The sequence below is a fragment of the Pseudomonas sp. P1_C12 genome (assembly GCF_056406435.1).
This window is the reverse complement of sequence record NZ_JBFUAE010000001.1, coordinates 73,593-98,220: the sequence shown is the minus strand read 5'-3', so window position 1 is coordinate 98,220 and position 24,628 is coordinate 73,593. Positions and strand designations below refer to the sequence as shown.

General features: G+C 54.6%; 23 protein-coding genes and 1 pseudogene. 13 read left to right on the top strand and 11 right to left on the bottom strand.

What is annotated here, in order from left to right; all coding sequences use genetic code 11:
* Positions 1 to 285: 285 nt before the first annotated feature.
* Positions 286 to 606, bottom strand: a complete 321-nt coding sequence (locus AC1D19_RS00435; RefSeq protein ID WP_477762334.1) for a helix-turn-helix transcriptional regulator — start codon at positions 604 to 606, stop codon at positions 286 to 288.
* Between the two features lie 10 nt (positions 607 to 616).
* Here AC1D19_RS00435 and AC1D19_RS00430 point away from each other — a divergent pair, with 10 nt between their 5' ends.
* Both AC1D19_RS00430 and AC1D19_RS00425 read left to right on the top strand, forming a co-directional pair.
* Entirely contained in the window at positions 617 to 757 is a 141-nt protein-coding gene (locus AC1D19_RS00430; protein WP_477761948.1) for a hypothetical protein, read from the top strand.
* Between the two features lie 54 nt (positions 758 to 811).
* Positions 812 to 1,303, top strand: a complete 492-nt coding sequence (locus AC1D19_RS00425; protein WP_477761947.1) for an SDR family NAD(P)-dependent oxidoreductase — start codon at positions 812 to 814, stop codon at positions 1,301 to 1,303.
* Positions 1,304 to 1,349: 46 nt separating this feature from the next.
* Here AC1D19_RS00425 and AC1D19_RS00420 read toward each other — a convergent pair whose 3' ends face one another.
* From AC1D19_RS00420 to AC1D19_RS00380, 9 genes are all read right to left on the bottom strand, one after another.
* Positions 1,350 to 2,057 (bottom strand): dimethylsulfonioproprionate lyase family protein, encoded by a 708-nt coding sequence (locus tag AC1D19_RS00420; protein ID WP_477761946.1) that lies wholly within the window; start codon positions 2,055 to 2,057, stop codon positions 1,350 to 1,352.
* A gap of 73 nt (positions 2,058 to 2,130) precedes the next feature.
* Positions 2,131 to 3,456, bottom strand: coding sequence for an NAD(P)/FAD-dependent oxidoreductase (locus AC1D19_RS00415; RefSeq protein WP_477761945.1), 1,326 nt, complete (start codon positions 3,454 to 3,456; stop codon positions 2,131 to 2,133).
* Between the two features lie 14 nt (positions 3,457 to 3,470).
* Positions 3,471 to 4,364 carry a dihydrodipicolinate synthase family protein gene (locus AC1D19_RS00410; protein WP_477756924.1) on the bottom strand — a complete coding sequence of 298 codons (894 nt, stop codon included), beginning with the start codon at positions 4,362 to 4,364 and terminating at the stop codon, positions 3,471 to 3,473.
* Positions 4,365 to 4,460: 96 nt separating this feature from the next.
* Positions 4,461 to 5,612 (bottom strand): MFS transporter, encoded by a 1,152-nt coding sequence (locus AC1D19_RS00405; RefSeq protein ID WP_477761944.1) that lies wholly within the window; start codon positions 5,610 to 5,612, stop codon positions 4,461 to 4,463.
* 97 nt (positions 5,613 to 5,709) lie between these two features.
* The gene (locus AC1D19_RS00400) at positions 5,710 to 6,744 is read right to left on the bottom strand and encodes a GlxA family transcriptional regulator (protein ID WP_477756743.1); all 1,035 of its coding nucleotides are present in this window, start codon (positions 6,742 to 6,744) and stop codon (positions 5,710 to 5,712) included.
* A 48-nt stretch (positions 6,745 to 6,792) separates the two neighbouring features.
* A complete protein-coding gene (locus AC1D19_RS00395) occupies positions 6,793 to 8,142 on the bottom strand; it encodes an MmgE/PrpD family protein (RefSeq protein WP_477760212.1) in 1,350 nt (449 codons plus the stop codon).
* Positions 8,143 to 8,228: 86 nt separating this feature from the next.
* The gene (gene proX / locus AC1D19_RS00390; protein ID WP_477762333.1) at positions 8,229 to 9,227 is read right to left on the bottom strand and encodes a glycine betaine/L-proline ABC transporter substrate-binding protein ProX; all 999 of its coding nucleotides are present in this window, start codon (positions 9,225 to 9,227) and stop codon (positions 8,229 to 8,231) included.
* Between the two features lie 114 nt (positions 9,228 to 9,341).
* Positions 9,342 to 10,310: a glycine betaine/L-proline ABC transporter permease ProW gene (gene proW / locus AC1D19_RS00385; protein ID WP_477761943.1), complete on the bottom strand. Its 969-nt coding sequence runs from the start codon at positions 10,308 to 10,310 to the stop codon at positions 9,342 to 9,344.
* Between the two features lie 48 nt (positions 10,311 to 10,358).
* A complete protein-coding gene (locus tag AC1D19_RS00380; protein ID WP_477760210.1) occupies positions 10,359 to 11,396 on the bottom strand; it encodes a quaternary amine ABC transporter ATP-binding protein in 1,038 nt (345 codons plus the stop codon).
* Between the two features lie 450 nt (positions 11,397 to 11,846).
* Between AC1D19_RS00380 and AC1D19_RS00375 the strand changes: the two genes are divergently transcribed.
* Positions 11,847 to 12,800, top strand: a complete 954-nt coding sequence (locus tag AC1D19_RS00375; protein WP_477761942.1) for a LysR family transcriptional regulator — start codon at positions 11,847 to 11,849, stop codon at positions 12,798 to 12,800.
* Positions 12,801 to 12,914: 114 nt separating this feature from the next.
* Here AC1D19_RS00375 and AC1D19_RS00370 read toward each other — a convergent pair whose 3' ends face one another.
* Positions 12,915 to 14,150, bottom strand: a complete 1,236-nt coding sequence (locus AC1D19_RS00370) for an aromatic ring-hydroxylating oxygenase subunit alpha (RefSeq protein WP_477761941.1) — start codon at positions 14,148 to 14,150, stop codon at positions 12,915 to 12,917.
* Between the two features lie 607 nt (positions 14,151 to 14,757).
* On the opposite strand from AC1D19_RS00370, the pseudogene AC1D19_RS00365 reads away from it, so the two are divergent.
* The 10 genes and pseudogenes from AC1D19_RS00365 to AC1D19_RS00320 all read left to right on the top strand — a co-directional run.
* A pseudogene (locus tag AC1D19_RS00365) lies at positions 14,758 to 14,901 on the top strand (GntR family transcriptional regulator); the annotation flags it as partial.
* Positions 14,898 to 15,809, top strand: coding sequence for a dihydrodipicolinate synthase family protein (locus AC1D19_RS00360; RefSeq protein ID WP_477761940.1), 912 nt, complete (start codon positions 14,898 to 14,900; stop codon positions 15,807 to 15,809). The pseudogene AC1D19_RS00365 and the gene AC1D19_RS00360, both read left to right, overlap by 4 nt.
* Positions 15,802 to 17,319, top strand: a complete 1,518-nt coding sequence (locus AC1D19_RS00355) for an aldehyde dehydrogenase (protein ID WP_477761939.1) — start codon at positions 15,802 to 15,804, stop codon at positions 17,317 to 17,319. The genes AC1D19_RS00360 and AC1D19_RS00355 overlap by 8 nt, the downstream gene beginning before the upstream one ends.
* On the top strand, positions 17,316 to 18,662 hold the full coding sequence (locus AC1D19_RS00350; RefSeq protein WP_477761938.1) for an NAD(P)/FAD-dependent oxidoreductase: 1,347 nt from the start codon (positions 17,316 to 17,318) through the stop codon (positions 18,660 to 18,662). The genes AC1D19_RS00355 and AC1D19_RS00350 overlap by 4 nt, the downstream gene beginning before the upstream one ends.
* A 67-nt stretch (positions 18,663 to 18,729) precedes the next feature.
* On the top strand, positions 18,730 to 19,581 hold the full coding sequence (locus tag AC1D19_RS00345) for a glycine betaine ABC transporter substrate-binding protein (protein ID WP_477756990.1): 852 nt from the start codon (positions 18,730 to 18,732) through the stop codon (positions 19,579 to 19,581).
* Between the two features lie 75 nt (positions 19,582 to 19,656).
* Positions 19,657 to 20,775: a quaternary amine ABC transporter ATP-binding protein gene (locus tag AC1D19_RS00340; protein WP_477761937.1), complete on the top strand. Its 1,119-nt coding sequence runs from the start codon at positions 19,657 to 19,659 to the stop codon at positions 20,773 to 20,775.
* On the top strand, positions 20,772 to 21,620 hold the full coding sequence (locus AC1D19_RS00335) for an ABC transporter permease (protein WP_477761936.1): 849 nt from the start codon (positions 20,772 to 20,774) through the stop codon (positions 21,618 to 21,620). The genes AC1D19_RS00340 and AC1D19_RS00335 overlap by 4 nt, the downstream gene beginning before the upstream one ends.
* A complete protein-coding gene (locus AC1D19_RS00330) occupies positions 21,617 to 22,465 on the top strand; it encodes an ABC transporter permease (RefSeq protein WP_477761935.1) in 849 nt (282 codons plus the stop codon). Before AC1D19_RS00335 ends, AC1D19_RS00330 begins: the two co-directional genes overlap by 4 nt.
* Positions 22,466 to 22,477: 12 nt before the next feature.
* Positions 22,478 to 23,476, top strand: a complete 999-nt coding sequence (locus tag AC1D19_RS00325) for a 4-hydroxyproline epimerase (protein ID WP_477761934.1) — start codon at positions 22,478 to 22,480, stop codon at positions 23,474 to 23,476.
* Between the two features lie 104 nt (positions 23,477 to 23,580).
* Positions 23,581 to 24,594: a GlxA family transcriptional regulator gene (locus AC1D19_RS00320; protein ID WP_477761933.1), complete on the top strand. Its 1,014-nt coding sequence runs from the start codon at positions 23,581 to 23,583 to the stop codon at positions 24,592 to 24,594.
* Positions 24,595 to 24,628: the final 34 nt, after the last annotated feature.

Genomic DNA, 24,628 nt, shown 5'->3' with positions numbered 1-24,628 from the left:
TGGAGGGCAGGAATCGGCCCTTCATCTCTGCATTCAGGGTTGAAAGCATCCATTGTTCGAGAATGGAGATTTAACCCTGATGATCTCTCGCCAAGGCAACTTAAAGACTATCCGGATCCCCGAAGAACATTTCACCAGGGCTCTACCTCGACTTTACAGGCCGAAGAGTCATGAACATGCCCCTGGTTTTGCCCCTGTCGCTCCCTACGATGGGCAATTGCTCACGGGGTTCAGCCTTACCCCGGATAGCGCCACGACCATCGGCAGGTCAACTTCAAACCCGAGTTAAGTTAGCGTCACCAATCTATCAGGCTGCGGATCATTGCGGCCGGAGGTCCGCCGCTCGCGCCGCCATTGTCCAGGTGACACGCCGGTCGCGGCTTTAAACGCGCGGCTGAGTGTGATGTCGCTGCCGTATCCCGTCTGCTGCGCCGCAGCTGCGATCGAGTGGCCGGCAGCGAGGATGAGCTTGGCACGATAAATACGCCACGTCGCGACGTAGGTCAGCGGCGGCACTCCGACGACCGACGTGAACAGCGCCGCGAAGGTGGAGCGCGACATCCCGGCGTCACGGGCGAGTTGCTCCAGCGTCCACGGGTGCGCCAGGGCTGCATGGATGCGGTGCAGCGTTTGCGCCAGCTGGCGATGGGGCAGCCCGGCAAGCAGTGGCCAAGTGTCGATGGTTGGCGTGCTGGCGGAGGGCGTGATGCCTGGCTACCTCGACATGTTCCTCACCTTCGCGCTGTTCCAGACGTAACCGCGCCGGTGCGACGCGCTTTATCACACCCTATCGATGCAAGGAGTACATGAAATGGGAAAACTACTTGGAAAAGTCGCTGTAATCACAGGCGGCGGCAGTGGCATCGGCCTCGCCTCAGCGAAGCTGTTCGCCGAGGAAGGCGCAAAAGTCGTCATCGTCGGCCGCACCGAATCCGCCTTCGATAAAGCCGCCACCGAAATTGGCGAAAGCGCCGTGGCCATCGTCGCGGATGTTTCCGATCTGGAAGCACTGGACGCCCTCTATGCTGAAGTCGGCACGCGCTTGGGCAGGATCGATGTGTTGTTCGCCAACGCGGGCGTCAGCAGTCTCTCGTCGTTCGAGGCGGTGACGCCGGAGGACTTCGACAGGCAGTTCAACGCCAATGTCCGCGGTCTGTTCTTCACCGTGCAAAAGGCGCTGCCGCTGCTCAGCGAGGGGACGTCGGTAATCCTCAACGCCTCGGTGGCGCACAAAAAGGGCTCCCCGCTGCATTCGGTCTATGCCGCGACCAAGGCGGCTCGGCATTCAATATGTGTGACTTAGATCCGAGTTGACGGGTGGCTGCCGATGTAACTAAGCGAATGCTGGATTACGGCTGCTCTGATCGTCCGCCAGGGAACACCAGATCCGCTGAAATTTTGCGTTCACGAATGGGCTGTGACGATTCGTTTATCAGGCCCCATAGTGCTAGCAGCGGCTTGTGGGTAGACCTCATTGAATGGACAGCTGATGGGGGGTTGAACACCACACCGCCAGGCCCCGGATTCCACCATCCGACATCTTCCCGGTACCAATCACCTTCTGATAAAACGACGTAGAATTCTGCAGGGGGATGCGCATGGAAGGGGTAGCAAAGGTTGGGCGCCATCACAGCCAGTCCCACTGTCATCGTTGAACATTCGAACAGAGCGCCTTCTCCGAGAATCAATGCATGCCGATGTTTTTCTTCGAGGCCGGCATCATCCCTTTCAGTAGCGAGTCGCTTTATCCACCGGCTATTGCGTAATAGGGGCTCAAGCGCTGTTAGCAGAGTTTTGAAGTCACGCTGAATTCTGGGAGCGTCAGACAACGCCTGTGAGACCGTGGAGTGCAAGGACGAGGGCAGGGGGTTGCCCTTGAAGGGAGGCAGGCCGATGTTCAAGTGGGCATCAGCCAAGGAGCGAACACAGGTTTCAGTATCCCCGCCGTCGATCCCGCAAAGTGGGGAATGACGGGCAAGGATTCGCAGGAGTGCCTCCCGCATAATCACTCCATGCATCAGGAGTTCTTGCTCCGACATATTGCAGTTGAATTGCATAGCCCTTTACCTCTCGAATAGACAACGCGGGTCGCCGTGGGAAACGCCTTTGATTTACCAAGGCGAGGTCACCTTACTCACGGCCAGCGAGCAGCTCTTTCATATAAAGATTGGCGCTCGCCCCGATACTGAGGAAAGGTTCTGCTGGCAACTTCTTGGGCGGCGCGTAGTCGTTGAAGATGTCGAGAATCGGCGTGCTTTTTTCCATCGCGAAATCTGCTGCGGCGATCCCGGCAGCGGTGGATTTAGACGCCCCAAGGCCGTTGCAGCCGCAAGCGCTGATCACACCAGGCGCAACTTCTCCAAAGGCGGGTACTCCGTTCAGTGTCACCGCCATTTCCCCACCCCACCGGTACTGCATACGAACCTTTGGTAGCATCGGAAAACGACTGGCGAATTTTTTATCATGAGCCTTGCCAGCGCTGTTCACCGCGTTTTCGCTGACCTGCACCTTGGTGCTAAAGGTGTAGCGTGAACGAATCAGTATTCGATCACCGTCCCTGCCAGCGATTCGCCGCACGGTCGTGCCCATGGGCAGGGCAGGGGTGGCGGCCCACTGTCTTTGTCCAGAAAGCAGGTCGGGATCAAACGCCTCCGTCATGGATGCATAGGTGAAGATAGGCATGAGCGTCTTCTGAAAGAAGCCAAAGTCACGCGCGTATCCATTGTTGGCCAAGATTATTTTTTGGGCAGTCACGGAGCCGTCAGGTGTCTTGATCAGCCAGCTGCCGTTTTTAACTTCAAAGGATAAAGCCGGTGTCTGCTCGAATACCTGTACCGGTGCACGCAGGCTATCCGCGACGCCTCGGATGTATGCAGCCGGTTGCACAATGACCGTGCCAGGCATGAACAGGCCAGCCGTATAGGCAGGTGTACCTGTGATCTGCGAAATTTCCGTAGCACTGAGTATTTGATGACGCTCGCCTAAAGCTGTCAGTTGCTTCGCATAGGCCTTGATATGTTCTTCGCCGCGCGATCCCATGGCCACGCTGTATCGCCCGCATGGATTGAAGATCTCAGGTCCCCATTGCTGATCTTCAGCAACACCGGCAGCGAGATCGATCGCGCTTCGATACAGGAAAATATCCTGCCTGGAACGAGCCAGGGAATTTCCGCCGTAGTCATCTGAAGACACTTCGTGTGGCAGGTCGATGATGAAGCCAGAGTTGCGTCCTGCGGCACCTTCCCCAATGATCGTGGCCTCAAGCAGGGCGACAGTGGTCGTGGGGTCGATTTGCGAAATTCTGTGGGCAGCGGAAAGGCCCGCAAAGCCTGCGCCAATGATTGCAATATCGACTGTAATTGCCTTTTGAAGGGGAAGCGTCGGCGTTCGCCGGTCCAGCAGCTCAACCCAACCGGAGGCCGTGGTCAGTTTCGGTAATTTTGAAGCGACGAACATGGTGTTCCCCTTGCTCAGGACGCTGCGGCTTCGAGTTCTACCAGTTGCCCTAGCGCGTCGCGTAACACTCTGGTCCGCTCGGCAGACAGGGGAGTCAGGGGACGCCGGGGTTGGCCGGCGCCGTATCCGGTGATGTTGGCGCCGGCATAAACGGATTGAACGTAGTCGCCCTCCCAAATCAGCGACATCACGGGTTCAAGCAGCATCCAGATTTCCCGAGCCTCATCCCAACGATGTTGGGTGGCGGCTTTTACCAGCGCGACGCAGGTCTTGGGAGCCATGTTCGCACCGCCCCAGATGAGCCCTGCACAGCCAGCAAAGAGCGCATAGGGAACCAAAGGGTCAGCGCCATTCATGACAGGCAACCCGGTGCGGATCAGTGAGGCTTGTTTGCCGAGATCGCCGCTGCTGTCCTTGACGCCTGAAAAACCAGGGATCAGGCACAGTTTTCGGTGAAGATCCGGAGTGACTTCGACGCCGACCGCTTGAGGTACGTTGTAGCCGATGATCGGCAAGCCGGCCTTCGCTACGGCTGAGTAAAAATGGATCACACCCTCGTCGTCGGTAGGGCCTTCAAAAAAAGGCGGCAATACCATGACCCCATCAGCACCACATTCAGCGGCGTGTAACGTCCGCTCTACGACATCGTCTACCAGCAGGGCCGAGGTCTGGACGATAATCTTGGTGCGGCCGCGTATTACCTTCGATCCAAAGGCCACCAACTCCCTGGATTCCTCCTTGGAAAGATAGACATGCATGCCGGTGCCTGAACTCAGGACGAACCCATTTACTCCCGCACTGATGTAGCGCTCAAGAAGGGTTTCAAAGCGTGCGAAGTCGATCTTCCCGTCGGTGTCGAACGGGGTAGTCACCGCAAGGTTGACGCCTGGGAAAGCAAAATCACTCATCTTCTGAACCTCTCCGTGGGGGGGATAACGCTGAAGCAATTCTTATTGAGTCTCTCCAGGATGAAGTGGAGAGATATCGCGCCTGAAAAGATTCGGCTAATTGCGAAGTATTCGAGCTGTTGTGCTGACAAAAACCAGCAGAACAATCAGGCAGCCCAAAGCGAATGACAAGGTGCTTAGATGGGCGACTGCCCCAATAAATACGGGACCTATCAGAATGCCCGCGTAGCCCATCGAGATGACTGCGGGGATGGCAACCGCCTGTGGCATGCGTTGTTGCCGGCCTACAGCGGTAAAGATCACTGGGACAATGTTCGAGCAGCCAGCCCCGACCAGGGCATAGCCGACCAGGGACGCGGGCCAGCCATCGATTCCAAGCGACACGAGCATGCCTGCGGCTGCGCAGAGCCCGCCTAGCGCAACTACGCGCACGCCGCCTAGCTTGCTGACGATGGCGTCTCCCGTCAGGCGGCCCACCGTCATTGCAGCGGCGAAGGATGCGTAGCCCAAACCGGCGATGCTCGGCTCTAACCCTCGATTCGAGACAAGGAAGACCGCGCTCCAGTCAAGCATTGCACCTTCAGTGAGGAATACGATGAAACAGAGCGTCCCTAAAAACAGCACGATACCCCTGGGCACCGCGAACAATGGCCCGCCACGTTCAGTGCCATAAGGCAGCAAAGCAGGTGCAGCCTTGTAAAGTGCTCCCAAAACGGTGGCAACGATGCAGAGCGCAGCCATCAGCGGATACAGGCCGAAGGTCAGTAAAGCGGTCATCGCCCCGGCGCCCAATATGCCTCCGACGCTGTAAAGGCCATGGAAGCCGGACTGAAGTGCCTGCCCGCTGTTTTTCTCGACGATGACGGACTGTATGTTCATGGCGCAATCAAGCATGCCCATGCTGGCGCCGAAGATAATGACAGCTATCACCAGGCCAGGTAGCCACACCACGGTGCTCAAAAGCGCAAGAACGGCACACAGTGCAATAGTTGCCCAGATGACGACCGGTCGGCACCCATAGTGCGCAGTGAGATATCCAGCAAACGGCATGGCTACAATAGATCCGCCGCCAAGGCCGAGAAGCAGCAACCCCAAGCCACCATCGTCCAAACCAACGCGTGCCTTTACCAATGGAACCAGAGGCGCCCAAGCGGACATGAGTAAGCCCGCGATGAGGAAGGCAATGCGTGTAGACATCCGCTCGCTGTAGTTAGCCGTCGGTATCAACACTGACGATGGAGCATTCATAATTCTCGGTAATCCTTATCGATGATGTTAACCATCATTTGCTCGGCTTAGACTTTGCGGATTTCTTTGGTTTTTTGCGTGCTTGCGTTTCGGAAAACTAACGCCTGCGCTCATACGTCGCTCTATAGCTACTTGGCGCTACGCCAAAAAAGTCACGAAAGCGCATATGGAAGTTGGCGAAACTGCAAAAGCCGGTCGCGATCGCGATATCGGTGATCGGCCGATTGCTCTGCAGAATAAGCTGACGCGCTCGAGTCAAGCGCAGTTCCAGGTAGTAACGTGTGGGGGTGGCGCCGACGAAGCGGCAGAAACGGCGCTCCAATTGTCGTCGGGAAATGTTCACGCATTCGGCCAGTTCGTCGATGGAAAGCGGCTCTTCGATGTTCTTTTGCATCAGTTCTAAAGCGAGCTTCAGGGTTTGTGGCAAGGTGGGGTCAGAGTCAACGATGACCGTCGATATCCCAGAGACTTCAGGGGTTTGATCGCAACTGAGTATTTCCTCGACAGCATGGGTCAGCGACACGCCTTGTTTAGCAGTGATGAGTTCCAGCATCATTCGTAACGAACTGCTGGCGCCGGCGCACGTTATGCGATTTCTATCGATGACGTGAGTTCGACAAGAGACCAGGACTTTGGGGAAGACATCCTCCATCATCGCTCGCCCGTCTGGATGGAAGGCACACTCGACACCGTCCATTAACTGAGCTTCCGCCAGGAAAAAGGCGCCGTTCCACAAACCGCCCATGGTCGCACCAAGAGAGGCGGCGTTACGTAGCTTGCGCCGTAATATCGGATCGCTGATCAACTTCACCCGTAAACCACCTGCGACGATGAGAACGTCGATACGATCTGGCAATTGGGATAACTCAAGGTCTGCTGAAATTGCAATTCCCAGATCGCTCATGACCAGACGACTTTTGATACCAACGGTCAACACTTCGAATGCCGGTGTCTCGCTAATCAAGTTTGCGGTCACCAGCGCATCGATAGCGCCGGTGAACGACATCATCGAGAAATTGTTCAAAAGCACGAAAGCTACACGAGTCACCGCCTGCGGCATTGATGGTTTCTCCGCCGTATAGGAGTACCCCATGTTCTTGTCTTTAAGCACGCTCTCGAATACGAATGGCATAAATCCTCTTTGACACCTTTACCAATAGCTACGAAACCGTTGCGCAATCTAGACAGCGGTTTTTGGAGCAGACAGCAACAAATCAAAGAATGACTGGCAGTCATCACTCTCAGGCAGTGCTTCAACACTGTTCTTGATCGCATTGCTGAGCGTGGATCCCAAGCTGTCATCAGCCAGCAAATGATATTTAGCCGTGAGTTCGGCACTCGACATAGGGTTGCCGGGGTCGCCCTTGGCCGTCGCGGTTGGGCTCGTAAGACGCGTGCCGTCTTTCAGGGTAACCGTGACGCGGGAGAGAATTTCCTCCGGGAACCTGGCGGACAGGTCGGGCGCCTCATGAAGGATTATCTTCTCGCTGATGTTCAAGATGTCCGGCGCATGAATGGAATCCCCAGTGACTTCGTCAGGGCCCAGCTTTCCGCGAACGATCAAGGCGGCAAGTGGGAACGCTAGCGCATACTGGGCCTCGTCCGCATTCTTCGGAAAATGCCCCTGCAAGCACACAGACTCATGGAATGTCTCGACATTTATGGTCTCGATCAACTCCGCAGTGATGACTGGATACGCTCGCATCAAATCGGTCATGGCCGTGAGTGCCGGTTGCGCCCAGCGACATACCGGCCACGGTTTGAAATATTGTTCATCGATCTCCCAGCGGGTTCCGATGTCCTGCCAGAAAGTGGAAATCTCCAAAGGTTCAACGGTAGCGGCTGGAGCGCCAGTGACACCGAGCTGTGCCATCAGTAATGCGTTCAGTCCGGCATACGCCCCGGCGCCGTGGGCATCACGCAACATCGTCGGAAAGCTCACCAGGCGCATCATCGGGCACCTCGGGCCAAAATATTCCGCGATACCCAGCGCGTGACGAAACGTCGTTTCATCCAGTTTCAGCAGGCGGGCTCCCGCACAAACGACCCCGATTCCGGAAAACGCGCCTGAGGCATGATATTCCGGGGCAGTGGCCATTAAGGCCTGGCCCGCACGCAAGGCCGTCTCGTAACCAATGCACAGTGCGCTGAGGAACTCCTCGCCGCTGATGTCTTTGCCTTGACTGCGATACGCGTCTACCAATGCAACAATGGCCGGGACAACAGTTGCACCCGCGTGCCCCTTGGATGTGAAGTGACCTTCATGTGCATCCAGGCTATCTACGCTGAAGCCGCCTGCATAAGCGGCCCCCAATGGATGTACGGCTCTGCCGTCGAACCAAAGGCGGCTGGACAGCTTATTGGCTGAGTAGTGGGTGTCAGCGTAAGTTTTGAGCATAACGCTGGTTTGATTGTCGCGGGCTCCGGCGGCCACACCAATGATGTCGAGCAGGCAAGTTTTAACCAGCTCGCGTGTATGCAGGGGCGCGTCCTTGTAACTGAAATTCTGGACGAATGAATACAATTGCATTTCATGATTCCTGAATGATGAACGCCGAAACGGATAAAAAAGTTGCCCGGCGAGGGGCAACCTTTACGCAGCTTTAGATGACCAGACTACTTCTTTGCGGTGGCGGTATTTGCAGCGGCGCGGGCGTCTGCTATCCAGCTATCGTACTTTGCGCGATGAGCGGCGATCCATTCCGAGGCATGGCGCGTAATGTCAGCTGCACTTTTCTCACCATTGTGCATTTTGAGATTCTGCGCGCTTTCGTCGTCGGTGGTGATCTGCATTTCAGACAAAAACTTTTCCGCCGCCGGATTCTTCTCGGCGAACTCTTTGTTAACAACGGCTTTGACGACGTCTACCGGGAAACCCAGGTTTTTGCCATTGAATGTAGTATTGGTATCGTTCTTGCCACTCGGAAGATCGGTACGCGGCACGGTCAGCCACACAACATCTTTGCCTTCGACCAGTACACCGGAAATCCACTGAGGTACCCAGGTGTAATAGAGAATCGGCTTGCCTTGTTTATAACGAGCAATGGTGTCGGCCATCAGGGCAAAATAGGAGCCCTGGTTATTTGAAACGGTCTTGTTCAGGTCATAGGCTTTCATATGGTGTGCAATGATCAGTTCACAGCCCCAACCGGGGTTGCAACCCGTCAGGTCCGCTTTACCGTCACCATCGCCATCGAACAGCTTGGCAATCTCCGGTTTCTGCAAATCTGCGATAGACGTAATGTGGTGCTCATCAGCCGTTTTTTTATCAATCATGTAGCCCTGCAAAACACCCGGCATAATGTCGCCGGACTTCACCATCGTGTCATCGCCACCGGCTTTTTTGTAAAAAGCCTCATGCAGCGTCTCCCACATATGTACCGTGAAGTCAGCATCGCCACTAGAGATCGCAACAAACATGGTGGAGTACTCGGTCTCCTTGGGAGTCTGAACTTTGTACCCCAGCTCTTTAAGGCCCGCCATTGCAATCTCTCCGCGAAATCGCTCTTCGGCGATGGACGGGAAGATGGGGGTGATTGATATCCCTTGGCCGGGTTGTTGCGCTGTCGCAGCGGATGCGAAAACAGGTGATACCGTTAATGCTAGAAGCACCATAGAACGAATAAATTTTTGTTTCATTGCGCATTGTGTGAAATTCATTATCGTCTACCTTGCGTGGTTTAAGGAGCCAGCTTTTTATTGGGTTCAGGCGGCGCGCTGCTACGCGGGTTAACTTTTCTTTGGCCTGATATCTATTTCTTCTTTAACGACACTTTGTCTTTTCAGGCGATACAACACCCCTACAGGGCCTGTCTGGTACCAATGTTCGCCTCTGGTTGCTCTATTGCTGCGCTCGCCCATTGCCTGGGTCAGGCGGTCAAGGAAGATCGCCAGTAAAACCAAGCCCAGGCCACCCACGGTCGCCAGGCCCATATCGAGGCGCCCAATACCGCGAAGTACCATCAGACCCAGTCCACCCACCGAGATCATCGATGCGATCACAACCATCGAAAGTGACAACATCAATGCCTGATTCAACCCAGCCATGATCGTAGGGGCGGCCAACGGAAACTGGACTCGCATCAGCATTTGACGTGGGGTACATCCGAAGGCTCTGGCTGCCTCGACCTTATCCTCTGGCACTTGCCTGATTCCCAGGTTAGTAAGCCTGACGAGCGGCGCCACCGAGAAGATGATCGTGACCAACACCCCCGGTACGTTTCCGATACCAAACAGCATGACGACGGGAACCAGATAGACGAACGCTGGCAGCGTTTGCATCGCGTCCAATACCGGGCGAAGAAGCATTTCCAATCGGTTACTACGGGCGCACAGGACTCCCAACGGTATGCCAATAATCGCGCAGAAGAACAGTGAAGTGAGCACCAGCGCGAGGGTTATCATCGCGTCATTCCACACGCCGATCACCCCTAAAAGGGAGAGGGTAACGAAGCAGAGGATGCCTATTTTTTTTCCTCCCACCTGCCAGCCGAATAGCGTTGCAGCAATGATGAAAATCGACGGAGGAATAGACAGCAATCCATATTGAATGCCGTTCAGAACTTGATCGATTGGCCATCTTATCGAACGAAATATCTCACGGAAATTTTGTACCAGAAAATTTAGGGCGACCTCTACCCATTGGCCCAAGGGGACGTTGATGGATTGAAACGGGTCTAGAAGACTGAATTCGTTCATGCTAATCACCTGAATGTCTGAGCCTGGCAAGCCAACAAATAGAGACTATTAGTGACGGCTCATTGTCTGGAGCAGTAGGCTCTTGGAAATCGTGCCTTTGAAAACACCCTGGCGATCCAGCACGGCAACCGGGTTAACGGCATTGGCGACGATGTGAAAGACGTCATGAAGTGGAGCGTCAGCCTGCAGCGTAGGTGTGGACTGGTCCTTGGCGTAAGGGTGCTCAGCACAGATCTTGGCAACATCGCCAGCCTTCAGAATCTTCGAGGCATCGAAACCTTTGAAGAACGCTTTGACGTAATCATTCACCGGGTTGCAAAGCAGCTCTTGTGGAGTACCGATCTGTATCACGCGGCCACCTTCCATGATCGCAATGCGATGGCCGATGCGAATTGCCTCTTCAATGTCATGCGAGATGAAGATGATGGTGCGCTGTTGTTCTGCTTGCAGGCGGATCAATTCGCCCTGCATTTCGCTGCGAATCAACGGGTCGAGAGCAGAGAAGGCTTCATCCATCAGCAGGATGGCAGGGTCATTGGCCAGCGCTCGGGCTAAACCCACGCGCTGCTGCATACCGCCAGACAGCTGGTGCGGATAGCTGTAGGCGTGTCCCTCGAGACCTACCTGTTTGAGTGCCTCAAGTGCACGCTTATGCCGCTCGCTCTCCTCGACACCAGAGATTTCCAGACCGAAAGCAACGTTGTCGATCACACTCATGTGTGGCATCAGCGCAAACGACTGAAACACCATACTCATGTCTTTGCGACGAACGCTAAGAAGGTCGGCGTCTGAAAGACCGGTGATTTCTTGTCCGTTAAGATGGATTGTTCCAGAGGTTGGCTCGATCAGTCGATTGAATAACCGCACCATCGTCGACTTTCCAGAACCGGAAAGACCCATGATGACGAAAATCTCTCCACGTTTTACGGAGAAACTGGCATTAAAAACGCCAACGACTTGACCGGTTTTGCTGAAAATTTCATTCTTGTCAGCACCGCGAGCCAGCATCTCCATCGCGAGCTTCGGCTGAGGGCCAAAGACTTTGTAAATGTTTTTTACCGAGAGTATCTCGTCACCAAGACTCATAACCCCTCCTGTTGCAATTACGGCGTAAGATCAAGAATTTAGGTATACGTGTCTTGATCAGTTAAGACGGTGCTTTTGGGGGCAGTCAAGCTGGGAGAAGAGTTGGGAATTAGTCATTGTGACCATCCTCTTTATTATGTGATGTTTATTATTTTTGTTTTATCGACGCTGAATTTGGCAGTGCCTTGAGTGACAAGTTATTACCTAATAGAGTCAGCGTCTAACAACATTTCTTCTGACCAATCAATAACGCTATGTTATCGATCCTGCGTTGATATCCGTTTTCGATGCCGCCAGTGTTTGTTGTTCAGCGAAGCGCCGTTTTCCCTGTTGTAGACCTTCTCTTTCAGCTACTCTCAAGCATGCACTCCCAGGTGGAAACCTCCCGCCGATCTCCTCCTTTAAGGCCCTCCCAAGGGGCCCCGAACCGGACATTAAATACTTTAGGTTATGGTTAAGCACATCGATCCAGATATGACGTTGCTGAAAATGCCGTCTTTGAAAGCAGTCAAGTCATTCGTAGCGGCCGCCAAATACCAGAGTTTCACGCGAGCGGCAGAGGCACTGTGCGTTACTCAAGCGGCAATCAGTCGTCAGATTCGAGAGCTTGAGACGTACCTTGGGGTTGATCTGTTCAAGAGGGTCGGTCGAGCGGTCGAGCTGACTGAGGCCGGCTCCATTTTTTTCGATGCTGCGCAGCTTTCCTTCGTAAACATCTCCCAGGCAGCGGAACGCATTCGCACCAACAATGCAGGCAAGCGAACGCTGACGCTTTGCTGTTCCCCAGCGTTTTCGGCTCTTTGGTTAGCAGCCAAACTGCCGGGTTTTTTCACTCAGAACGCTGATATCGATCTGAATCTGGTGACCACTCAAAACTTTTTGTCGATGGAACCCGGTGTAACCCCCGACATCTTCATCACCAAGATGGCCAAGGTTCAGGATGGTTATCGTAGTTATCCGTTGTTTCATGACGTCATCTACCCGGTGTGCACACCTCGATATAAAGAGGAGCATCCTGAGCTGTCCAGCCTGGAAGGGTTGCGCGATGGGGTTCTGCTAAATCTCAGCCCCTATGGCCGATCCCAGGTAGCGGAGCACGTCGACTGGGGCGTTTGGCTGGCCTATCACGATGTCGATATTGAAAAGCGGCCTCACGATAGCCCTCACGTTTTCAATGCAAACGACTACAACCTGGTGATAAGTATGGTTTTGACCCACCAGGGTGTAGCCCTTGGATGGAATCATCTGGTTGCGAATCTAATCGAAAACGGATCACTGGTTCGTCCAGTCGATCAGGAAGTGGTTCTCCATGAAAGCCAGCATTATCTGACTTTCCGTGAAGACCGGGTGAACGACGAAGCGTGTTGCCGACTACGAGACTGGATTCTCGCCCAGTTTTCCTGAGCCGTTTAGAAGATAGGAGTGCTGGCTGGGCAGTGACTCGGTTTGCGCAGAGGGGAGAGGTTTGGGTGTGCCGGTGGTGATCATTCGTGGTGCTCACCACCGGCAGTTTTGCACTTAGCCGACAGACCTTAACGGGATCGTGTCATTGAGTTGCTCAAGCATCGTTTTGCAGTACCAGTCATCAAACTGACACACACCAATTTCGCTAGCCACCGATAACGGGCCCGGCTCGTAAGCAGGGGAGCTGACCCCTACCTGTGCGCCTTCCACCAAGGTGCGATCCTGGTCATTGGTTGCAAGCCAAACCTTGGTCAGGCGATCGATGTCGTAGTCGACACCTTCCTGCGCGTCCTTCTTGACGATCCATTTTGTAGTGACCAACGTCTCGCCCGGACCGATGGGCAGAACGCGGAAGCTCAGCGCGTGATCGCCCAGAAAGTGGTTCCAGGTCGATGGGTAGTTGAAATAAAGCAGCGCACCGATGTTGGCTTCACCGGTTGTGTCCAAGCGACCGCCAACCGCAGGCTTGCCATCCATTGTGTAGCTGACGGCCCCGGAAAACAGGGGGATGCGCGTCATGCGGAAGCGACCGTCTTCGTCCATGACCAATCGGCTTGGCAGGCCTGCCGCTTCGCAGCGGTCCCAATGCTCTTTGAGTTCGAGATCCTCATCACCGCCAGCGCCGCCCACTGATGGGTTGTCGACGAATGAGTGCATCAATTCCGGGTGAGTAAAATCGCAGTGGTAACACTCGCGGTTGTTCTCGAAAACCAGTTTCCAGTTGCCTTTCTCGATGATGTTCGACTCAAACGCGACTTTGCAGTCGTCCAGGTTATGAGGCGCAACGAAAGGGGTGACGGACTTTCTGAATGAAGAAAAGTCAGGGGCGACGTCAGCGACGCACACATAGATGTAGGTTTCGACGACCTCACAATGCACGGGTTTCAAACCATGCTGAGACTTGTCGAAATCGTCCCCCATGTTCCCGGCGAAAAGCAGTCTGCCATCCAGCTCGAATGTCCATTTGTGGTAAGGGCACACCAGCTTGGCGACCTTGCCGCTTGCTTCCGGGCACACCTTGGAGCCGCGATGGCGGCAGGCGTTGTGGAATGCACGAATCTGCGTGTCTGCGCCGCGCACGATAGCGACAGGGTAATCGCCGATTTGCAGCGACAGGTACTGACCCGACTTCTCCAGCTCAAATGTGTGCCCTGCGAAGATCCAGCTTTTGTGCCAGATCTGTTCCAGATCCTGCCTGTAAACATCTGGGTCGCTATAGAGGGCACCTGGCAGCGCATGGTCAGGCTTGCGCTGCGCAACAAGATTTGAAACTGCCGATTTAGTGCTCACGGTCAACACACTCCAAAATACCAAAGGGGCGACACATTCAGCCAGCTCAGCGAGATGAGGCTAAACGGTCTTGAGTTCGCAGTACCGTCTGTGGATGCAAGACCATCAAACCGTGCTGCTTCTATCCGCGAACCGGAACGGTTTGCCACGTCCAGGAAGCGTCTTACGAAAAATGTGCCTTCTTGGATGGTGGTGCCATCCGTGCACTCATTTCGTTTCTGAGTCCTTACTAATGCAGACAATTCTTAAATGCCGATGTTTGCATCGATAGCAATATTTCTACAGTACCTTAGTCGAGCCCGGGCGAACGGATCCTAACTAATGGGACGAGTGTACAAGTGAGCTTCGCCGCCAATTCGTCGGTAGAATATCGCTGTTGTAAGACTACGACGGCAATGATGCATCAACAAGAAACATTTACTCTTATCAATGCATAAACAAATGTTATCGATTGACGTCGCGGCTCTGATGGGGGAATTTCAAGTCATTGAAAACAAAGAAAAAAGTATTTTTAATGACGAGTGAAGCATCCCTCTAGAAATGTATACGCCGGAAATACACTCTATTGACCGCCTTCTTGGCCCATGCCAGTCTGGATTCAACAGTTAACCAAAGCGCCGTCGTTTATCTCGTGTTTGAACACTGGGAACTGTCCCGTGAAAACATGGAGATGTTTATCGCGCCTCAAGGCATCAAGGCTGACGCGCTCGTTGACCTTCCACGTAACTCGCATTCGGAGAATTTATCTTGAAATTTGAAGGTATTTATACGCCAGCAGTAACTCCTTATAACTCTGATGGGGAGATTGACTGGAATGTGTACTCGGAAGTTTTGGAATCGCTGATTGAGGCGAAGGTGCACGGCATTATTATCGGCGGGTCGACCGGCGAGTATTATGCGCAGACTTCGGAAGAACGCACCGAGTTGGCGGCCTACGCCAAAGATGTGATCGGCACTCGGGTGCAACTGATCGTCAGTACCGGGGCGATTCGTACCGAAGATGCGGTTCAGTACGCCAAGGATGCCAAATCGATCAAAGCGGACGCCATTCTCGTTACGTCCCCGCCTTACGCGCTGCCAACCTCACAGGAAAACGCGATTCACGCGCTCACGATCGATCGCGCAGCGGACTTGCCGATCATGCTTTACAACTATCCGGGGCGCATGTGCGTTTCGATGGATGAAGAATATTTCACGCGTGTCAGTCAATCGAAAAACGTCGTCGCCATCAAGGAAAGTTCCGGCGACATGGGCCAGGTGCATATGCTGGCCCGGCAGTTTCCCAACATTGCCTTGTCCTGTGGATGGGACGACCAGGCCCTCGAGTTTTTTGCCTGGGGCGCCCGCAGTTGGGTGTGCGCAGGTTCCAACTTCCTGCCCAAGGAACACGTTGCGCTTTATGAAGCCTGCGTGATCGAAAAGAACTTCGACAAAGGCCGTCAAATCATGTCGGCAATGATGCCGCTGATGAATGCCCTGGACGGTGGCAAGTTCGTGCAGTCGATCAAGTACGGCTGCGAAGTTGCCGGATTGAAAGTCGGTAACGTGCGCCTGCCATTGCAGCCACTTGAAGCGGACGAAAAGCAGAGTTTCGCGTCGGTCATTACCGAACTTAAACGCAACGTAGCCAACATTACTTCGGGAGCCTGCCATGGGTGATCTTCTGAGCAAGGCCGAATATGCCGCTCTGGCTAAAGACATTTCGCTGCCATCCAACGCGTTCATCAATGGCGCGTTCAAGCCCGCGATCTCTGGCAAAACCTTCGCCACGAACAACCCGGCAACGGGTGAGTTTTTGACAGACGTCGCTGCCTGTTCGTCCGAGGATGTCGACTTTGCGGTGAGTAACGCCAAAGAGGCCTTCGAGGATGGACGCTGGAGATCGATTCCCCCCAGGGAGCGTAAAGCTGTTCTGTTGAAGTTTGCGAGCCTGCTTGAAAGCCATCAACACGAACTGGCCGTCCTCGAAAGCCTCGATAGCGGCAAGCCTGTTAGTGAGTGTCAGCTGGTCGATGTGCCGGACACCATCCACACCCTGCGTTGGCACGCGGAACTGATCGACAAGATTTATGACAACACCGCCCCGGTGGGCAGCGACGCGCTGACCATGGTCGTTCGGGAGCCGATCGGCGTGGTGGGCTGCGTGTTGCCCTGGAACTTCCCGCTGCTGATGCTGGCCTGGAAAATCGGCCCGGCGCTCGCCGCAGGATGCTCGGTCATCGTCAAACCTGCCGAACAAACGTCGCTGACCACGTTACGTGTCGCTCAGCTGGCGTTTGAAGCCGGTTTACCCGCCGGTGTCCTCAACATTGTCACCGGCACGGGCAAAGAGGTCGGCGAGCCGATTGGCTTGCATAACGACGTCGACATGGTGAGCTTCACCGGCTCCACTGCGACCGGCCGCCGTTTCCTGCATTACGCAGCCGATTCGAACCTGAAACGCATTGTGCTCGAATGCGGCGGGAAAAATCCGGCGGTAGTGATGGATGATGCCGAAGACTTGGATCGTGTGGCCGAGCATGTCGTCAACGGCGCGTTCTGGAACATGGGCGAAAACTGCTCCGCGACCTCGCGCCTGATCGTCCACGCGTCTGTTAAAGACGAGCTGCTGGAGCGCATGGGCGCCTACATCCGCGAATGGAAGATGGGTGACCCACTTGATCCGCAAAACCGCGTAGGGTCGCTGGTCAGCCCAGAGCATTTCGCAAAAGTGAAGTCGTACCTTGAGCACGCCACCGCCGCAAAGCTTGAAGTTGTTTACGGTGGTGCGACCAAAGACGGTGCCTTCGTAGAGCCAACCGTGATTGACGGTGTCGGTCGAGACAACCGGCTGTTCCAGGAAGAGATCTTCGGCCCGATTCTTTCGGTGACCACCTTCAATACGATCTCTGAAGCCATTGCCCTGGCCAATGACACGGTATACGGCCTGGCGGCCTCGGTTTATACCGGCAGTCTGCGTCGGGCGATCAAGTTGTCGCGAGAAATCCGCGCCGGCATTGTCACTGTGAACTGCTTTGGTGAGGGCGATGCGTCGACGCCTTTCGGCGGCTACAAGGAATCAGGGTTCGGTGGCCGGGACAAATCCATTTTTGCCCACGACCAGTACACCGAAATCAAAACCATCTGGATCGATGTGTCTGATCGGTCGGATGAAGAGACCGAAAAATGAGCACCCATACCATCAAGCGCCTGCCGGTAGACACCGGGGTTTCAGGTTGGGAGGCGATTTCCGCACGCACTGCGCCTGTCCGCATGCTTGATGGAAACGTGACGGCGGATTGGCTGATTATCGGCGCCGGTTTTGCCGGCCTGTCCGCTGCTCGCAGACTTTCACAGTTACACCCGGGTGACAGCATTGTTGTGGTCGATGCTCATGAAGTCGCCAAGGGGCCAGCAGGCAGAAACTCTGGCTTCATGATCGATGTGCCGCACAGTCTGTCGTCCGGGGAGTACTCCGTTGCCAGTGAGTCTGCAACGGCTCTGGAAATCACGCAAAATCGTTTCGCGATTGATTTTGCTGCGCAAGCCGCACGCGAGTACGGCATGTCTGCAGACACCTTCGATCCTTCAGGGAAGATCAACGCGGCCGCCACTGAGCGGGGCTTGAAGCTGAACGTCAATTACGCCAAATCACTTGAGCGCATTGGCGAAAAGTTCGAGATGTTTGATGCAGCGCAGATGCGTGAAATCACTGGGTCAACCTATTACCAAGGTGGGATCTATACCCCCGGCGCAGTGTTGATTCAGCCTGCGCAATACATCAGAGACCTGGCAGCGGGGCTCGAAGGGGAAATCACTCTTTATGAGCGCTCTCCAATCATTGAGTTGTCCAGGCAAGGTACCAGCTGGACTGCTCGGTCTCATAACGGGGTGGTGCGCGCACCCAAGGTTATTCTGGCGGTCAACGGCCACATTGAAGACTTTGGCCATTTTCAAGGACGCCTGCTGCACGTCTTCACTTACGCCTCCATGACGGCAGCGTACAGTGATGATGAATTCAGGAAAGATGTACCAGGAAAAGCCAGGTGGGCCTTATTGCCGGCTGATCCAATGGGAGCGACTGTTCGTAAAATCTCTACAGACGGTCTCTCACGTATCGTCATCCGGACAAAATTCACCTATGACCCGAGTATCCAGGTCACCCCAGAGCGTGTAGCTGCGGTTGCCAAAGAACAGCGACATTCCCTGGATGCACGCTTTCCCGAATTGAAATCCACTGCGTTGGAGTTCAGTTGGGCCGGTCGTCTGTGTTTGAGTCGTAATAGCGCCGCTGCATTTGGCGAGATCGAAGAAAACCTGTATTCGGCTTGCTGCGAAAATGGGTTGGGAACGGTCAAGAGCACCCTGGCAGGTGTAATGGCGGCGGAGTTGGCTTCGGGTACACGTTCTGATTTTCTGGACAGTTTCAGTCACGCACCAGGACCCAGCAGGTTACCCCCCAAGATAATAACGAAGCTGGGCGTCAGTTCGGTTATTCGTTGGCATGAGTTTTGGGCCGGGCGAGAAGGTTAATAAGTTAAGTTGTCGGCTTTTCCTATAAAGGCCGTTTAACAAGTCACTAATAAGAACGGAATAATCCATGAGAAATATCTGGAAGGCATTCTGCGCGCTCGCGTTGGTGGGCATGATGAGTTTGCAGGCACACGCTGAAGAAAAAAACATAGTAATGGGGACCATGTCCTGGGAGGATTTGGTGCCCATTACCGGTATTACCAAGAAGGTACTTGAGAACGCTGGGTATACCGTAAAAGTCGTGGAGTTTTCCGAGTGGGGTATCGCCTACGCTGCACTCAGCAAAGGGGATATTCAGGTGTTGGCATCCCAGATTGATTACGCCGCCGCCGATTATTGGAAAAAGAACAAGAACAAAATCGAGAAGCTGTCACCGGTCTCCTTTGGTCTTTATCAGGGCATGGCAGTACCCAGTTACGTAGACATCGACTCCATTGAACAGCTGAACGCAAACGCGGACAAACTGGGGAACAGAATCATTGGCATCGAGCCTGGTTCGGGTTTGATGAGTGACGCGAACAACGTGGTCAAAGCGTACGACATCAAGCTCAAGCTGGTCGAAGGCAGTACTTCGGCAATGACCGCGGCTTTAAAGTCGGCAGTCGATCGAAAAGAATGGGTGGCGGTAACCGTCTGGGATCCTTCCTGGATGACCAAGAAATTTGATCTCAAATTCTTGAAAGATCCAAAAGGGGTCTTCCCGCCATTGCAGGGTTATTACTGGATCGGGCACAAAGGCTTCGCTGAAGCCAATCCGCGTGCGCGCGAACTGATGGCCAGTGTTTATGTGCCCATCACGGACATCACCGCAATGAATGCTGAAGTCAAGGATGGCAAGACCATGGACGAGGCTATCAAGGGCTGGATAGATAGCCATACAGATCTTGTAAATCGTTGGGGAAATATCAAGAACTATTGAGTTTTGTTTGTTTGCCACTGCCGCCCTTTGATTAATTAGAGAAGCCAGCAAACAACTGGTTCGATGGATTGCGAAATGACGATGGCCACAATTAATACTGACGAAGTGCTGGTAGATTGCCAGTCGGTTTGGAAAATCTTCGGTAAAAATGCACCGGCAGCCATGGATGCTGTTGTCCAGCAGGGTCTTTCAAAGACCCAGATCCTGCAAAACCATGGCTGTGTGGTCGGGGTTTCCGATGTCAGTCTCCAGGTTCGCCGGGGGGAAATCTTTTGCATCATGGGTTTGTCCGGCAGTGGCAAATCCACCCTTATAAGGTTGCTGAACAAGCTGATCACCCCGAGCTCGGGGAAGGTGCTGGTCAAAGGCAAGGACGTTTCATCCTTGTCACCCGCACAGTTGCGAGAGGTGAGGGCGCGGCATATCGGTATGGTCTTTCAAAGCGTTGCCTTGCTGCCTAACCGTACGGTTCTTGAGAACACCGCGTTTGGCCTGGAAGTGCAGGGTGTTGGCAAGGCCGAGCGTTACAAAGTGGCCGAGCTGGCGCTGGCGAAGGTTGGATTGAGCGAGTGGACTTCACGCTATCCAAGCGAGCTGTCCGGGGGCATGCAGCAACGGGTCGGACTGGCGCGTGCACTCACAGCTGACCCAGAAGTGATTTTGATGGATGAGCCGTTCAGCGCGCTTGATCCGCTGATTCGCCGACAGTTGCAGGATGAGTTCCGCCAGCTGACCAAGGAGTTGGGCAAGTCCGCGGTGTTTATTACACACGACCTGGACGAGGCCATCCGCATCGGTGACCGCATTGCGATCATGAAAGATGGCGCCATCATTCAGGTTGGCACCGCCGAGGAAATCGTGCTCAACCCGGCTGACGACTACGTGGCGGAATTCGTCGCCGGCATTTCCCGATTGCATCTGGTCAAGGCTCACTCGGTCATGACGTCTTTCCAGGCCTACAAGGCAGCACATCCGACTTGCGACATTTCCAGGCTCACCAAAACCTCGCTTGACGCCGATATCGACGAACTCATCGGTTTGACGATGAAGTCCGTGCGCGACGCGCTTGCCGTCGTCGATAACGGAACAGTGGTGGGGATCATTACGCCCCGTGATCTGCTGCGTGGCGTTCAAGGTATTCCCAACGAGTCTGCGTCCGTAGCAACTGCCAATGCGATGGAGGCGTCCGCATGAGCACGCCGGATTTTTCCAGTCAGTTTGATACCTCCATTGATGCAGGACTGGAATGGCTTTCGGATAATGGCGAGTTCGTGTTCGATGCCGTCAATGCGGTGCTGAAGGGCATTTACGAAGGCGTGCTGTGGTGTATCGCCTATCCACCGCACTACGCCGTAGCGATTGTCATGGCGTTGATTGGCTGGCGTGTGGCTGGCGTTCGCTTTGCGACTCTCGCAGGTTTGGCCTTGTTGTTTTGCGACGTCATCGGCTTGTGGCCAGAGACAGTCAGCACGCTTGCCCTGGTGCTCACAGCGACTGTCCTGGCACTGGTTGTCGCCATTCCGCTGGGGGTCATTGCCGGTCTGGCGCCGGCCTTTGATCGTGTGGTTGATCCTTGTCTGGATTTGATCCAAACGATGCCGCCCTACATCTACCTGCTACCGGCCATTGCACTGCTCGGCTACGGCCCCGCCACGGCGCTGTTGGCGACTTTTATCGTCGCGCTTCCCCCTGCGCTACGACTGACCTCCCTGGGTATTCGCATGACACCCAAGGAGTTCATCGAGTTGGGAGATGCCAGCGGCGTGACTGGAATGCAGATGTTTTTCAAGATCCGCTTACCATTCGCCATGCCCAGCATCATGGCCGGTGTCAACCAAAGCCTGATGATGGCGTTCGGTATGGTCGTCATCGCCGGTATTGTGGGTTCGGGCGGTTTGGGCGAGGCGATTTACGGTTCCATCCGTACGTTGGATATCGCCAAGTCGATCAATGCGGCCATCGCTATCGTTATCCTGACCATGATCCTGGATCGTCTGGCGCAGAGTGCTGCACAGGCGCGGGTGAGGGCTTCCCAATGACAACGCACATTCAATTTTCTCCAGGCGATTACCTGGCTCCTGCCGTTGATTGGCTGAACACGAATTTACATGGCTTGTTCAAAGGGATCAGTCAGGTCGTTGAGGGGGTACTCGGCGCAGTGGAGGGAACGCTGCTTGCTCCCCATCCGTATTTATTCATCGGAATTGTCGTTGTCGCGGCCTTCTTTTTTGCCAATAAGCGAGTCGCTGTTTTCGCTGCGGTGATGTTGGCTTTCTGTTTGTTCGCTGGCCTTTGGGTCGCGTCCATCCAGACGATCGCGCTCGTTAGCGTGTCGGTCCTGATCTCCGTTGCCATCGCTTTTCCGCTAGGTGTTCTGGCGGCCCGGGTGAAGCGTGTCGATGAAGCAATGCTGCCGATTCTGAACATCATGCAGACGGTGCCGCCTTGGGTTTACCTGATCCCCGCCGTGATGCTGTTCAGCTTGGGGCGCGTGCCCGCGATCATCGCAACGATTGTTTATGGCATCCCGCCGATGCTCAGATTGACAACCCTGGCCTTCAAGCAGCTGCCCAAGGATCTCCTTGAGTTGGGCCAGGCGTCCGGTGCTTCACCTAAAGACATTCTGTTCAAAATTGAACTGCCGACAGCCGCACCCACGCTGTTGGTAGGCCTGAACCAATGCATCCTCATGTCCTTGGCGATGGTGGTGCTGGCTGGTCTGGTGGGGGCGGGCGGTCTGGGGGCTGAAGTAACCCGAGGCCTCTCCAGAATGGAGATGGGCTTGGGCCTTCGAGCGGGACTGGCCATTGTCGCTATTGCTCTGCTGTTGGATCGACTGTCACGCGGTGCGTTGCAGCGTCATTCCCCCAACAAATTTCTTTGAAAGGGCTTCAGCATGAGACGTAGTTTTTTTTGCATTGACTCACATGCCTGCGGAAATCCGGTTCGGGTCGTAGCGGGCGGAGCGCCGCTGATGCCGTCGGTTTCAATGGCGCAGCGGCGCGATATTTTTGTGCGTGATCATGACTGGGTGCGCACCGCGTTGATGTTCGAGCCCCGGGGGCACGACATCATGTCCGGCGTCATCATCTATCCATCGGTACGTGACGACTGCGACTTCGGTGCGTTGTTTATCGAAGTCAGCGGCTGCCTGCCGATGTGTGGAGCGGGCACCATCGGATTATCGACCGTGGTCATTGAAGAGGGCTTGGTGACACCTCGTGAGCCGGGAAAACTGGCGATTGAAACACCGGCGGGACGGGTCGATGTCGAATACACCATGGGCGGCGAATTTGTTGAGTCGATTCGCTTGTTCAACGTAGCCAGCTACCTGCACAGCGCCGATGTGGTGGTGGAAGTACCGGGTATTGGTACGTTTACGGTGGACATCGCCTACGGCGGGAATTTCTATGCGGTGGTCGAACCACAGGAGTGCTGGACTGGATTCGAAGGGCAGACGACGGCTGACATCGTGGGGTTGAGCCAGAAGCTGCGTGCAGCGCTCTCGGTCATTTGTGACCCTGTGCATCCTGAGAACAGCAGAATCAGTGGTGTTCACCACATTATCTGGTGTGACAAACCACACAGTAGAACCGTGCATGGCCGCTGTGCAGTATTCTACGGTGATAAAGCTATTGATCGTTCTCCCGGAGGTACCGGTACCTCGGCCCGGATGGCTCAGCTCTTCGCAAAGGGGCGGCTGAATGTCGGCGACATTTACCGACTTGAAAGTCTGATTGGTACGATCTACGAAGGAAAGGTTGAGGCGTCGGTAAAAGTCGGAACCTTCGACGCAATGAAGCCAAGTGTCAGCGGCTGGGCTGAGGTGATAGGTCACAACACCATTTTCGTCGATGATAAAGACCCTCTGGCTCACGGGTTCCAGCTCGCATAAAACAGTTTGGTCACGGCGTCAGCGGTTGATTCTTCGCAGACGCAGATTCAACCTTGGTTTGCACAAAGACTGCATTTGCTAGTGTAAAAAAAGCGAGGCGTAAAGTGATCGAACGACGAGATTTCAGCGGGTGTATGAAAGGTAAAAACCTGCGCTATCTGGAAGAGACTCGGAGCGAGCCGACGGTTCATGCCCGGGCAGGATTTTTACTGCTCGAACACTTCTCGTTGCCTGCATTTACGCAAGCGCTCGATACGATTGTCACTGCCAACCTTTTGCGGCCTACGTTGTTCTCTTCACGAACCTTCGGGGTGCAGGATGGAGAGGTCACCAGCGACCTTGGCCTGGTCATTCGACCTGATGCGCGTTTGGACGTCGCAGCACTCAAAGACCTTAATTTGCTGGTCATCTGCGGCGGCTATCGCACCGAACTCAAAGTCAATCACGAGCTGATCAGCATTCTCAAAACGGCATCGGAACTGGGTATCACCCTGGCCGGGCTGTGGAATGGGGCGTGGTTTTTGGGCGTGTCAGGTTTGCTTGAAGGGTATCGTTGTGCGATTCATCCCGAGCACCGACCTGCGCTCGCAGAAATTTCCAAAGTCACGCATGTCACCAGTGAAGCATTTGTCATGGATCGAGACCGGCTCACGGCTTCGAGTCCGGCGGGTGCTTATCATATGGCTCTCGAATGGATCAAAGGGCTGCATGGCAAGGCGCTTGTCGAGGGCATCGAAGACATTCTGTCTTTCGAAGAGTCGCGGTATCGGCGTATCAAACCGACACAGAACATCTCGTTGAGCGCCCCCCTCAAAGAGGTGGTCAAACTGATGGACGCCAACCTGGAAGAACCGTTGCAAATGGACCAACTGGCGGTATATGCCGGACGTTCCCGTCGACAAATAGAGCGCTTGTTCAAAGAGCAACTGGGTACCACGCCGCAACGGTATTACCTGGAATTGCGCATTACCGAAGCACGGCGCTTGCTTCAGCACACAGAGCTGTCTCAGGTTGATGTGCTGGTCGCATGCGGCTTTGTTTCACCGAGCCATTTCAGCAAATGCTACAGCTCGTATTTTGGTTACCGGCCTTCGAGAGAAACGCGGTTGGTGAAGTAAAGAACGCGTGATCAATCCTCAGTGACTGGTGGTC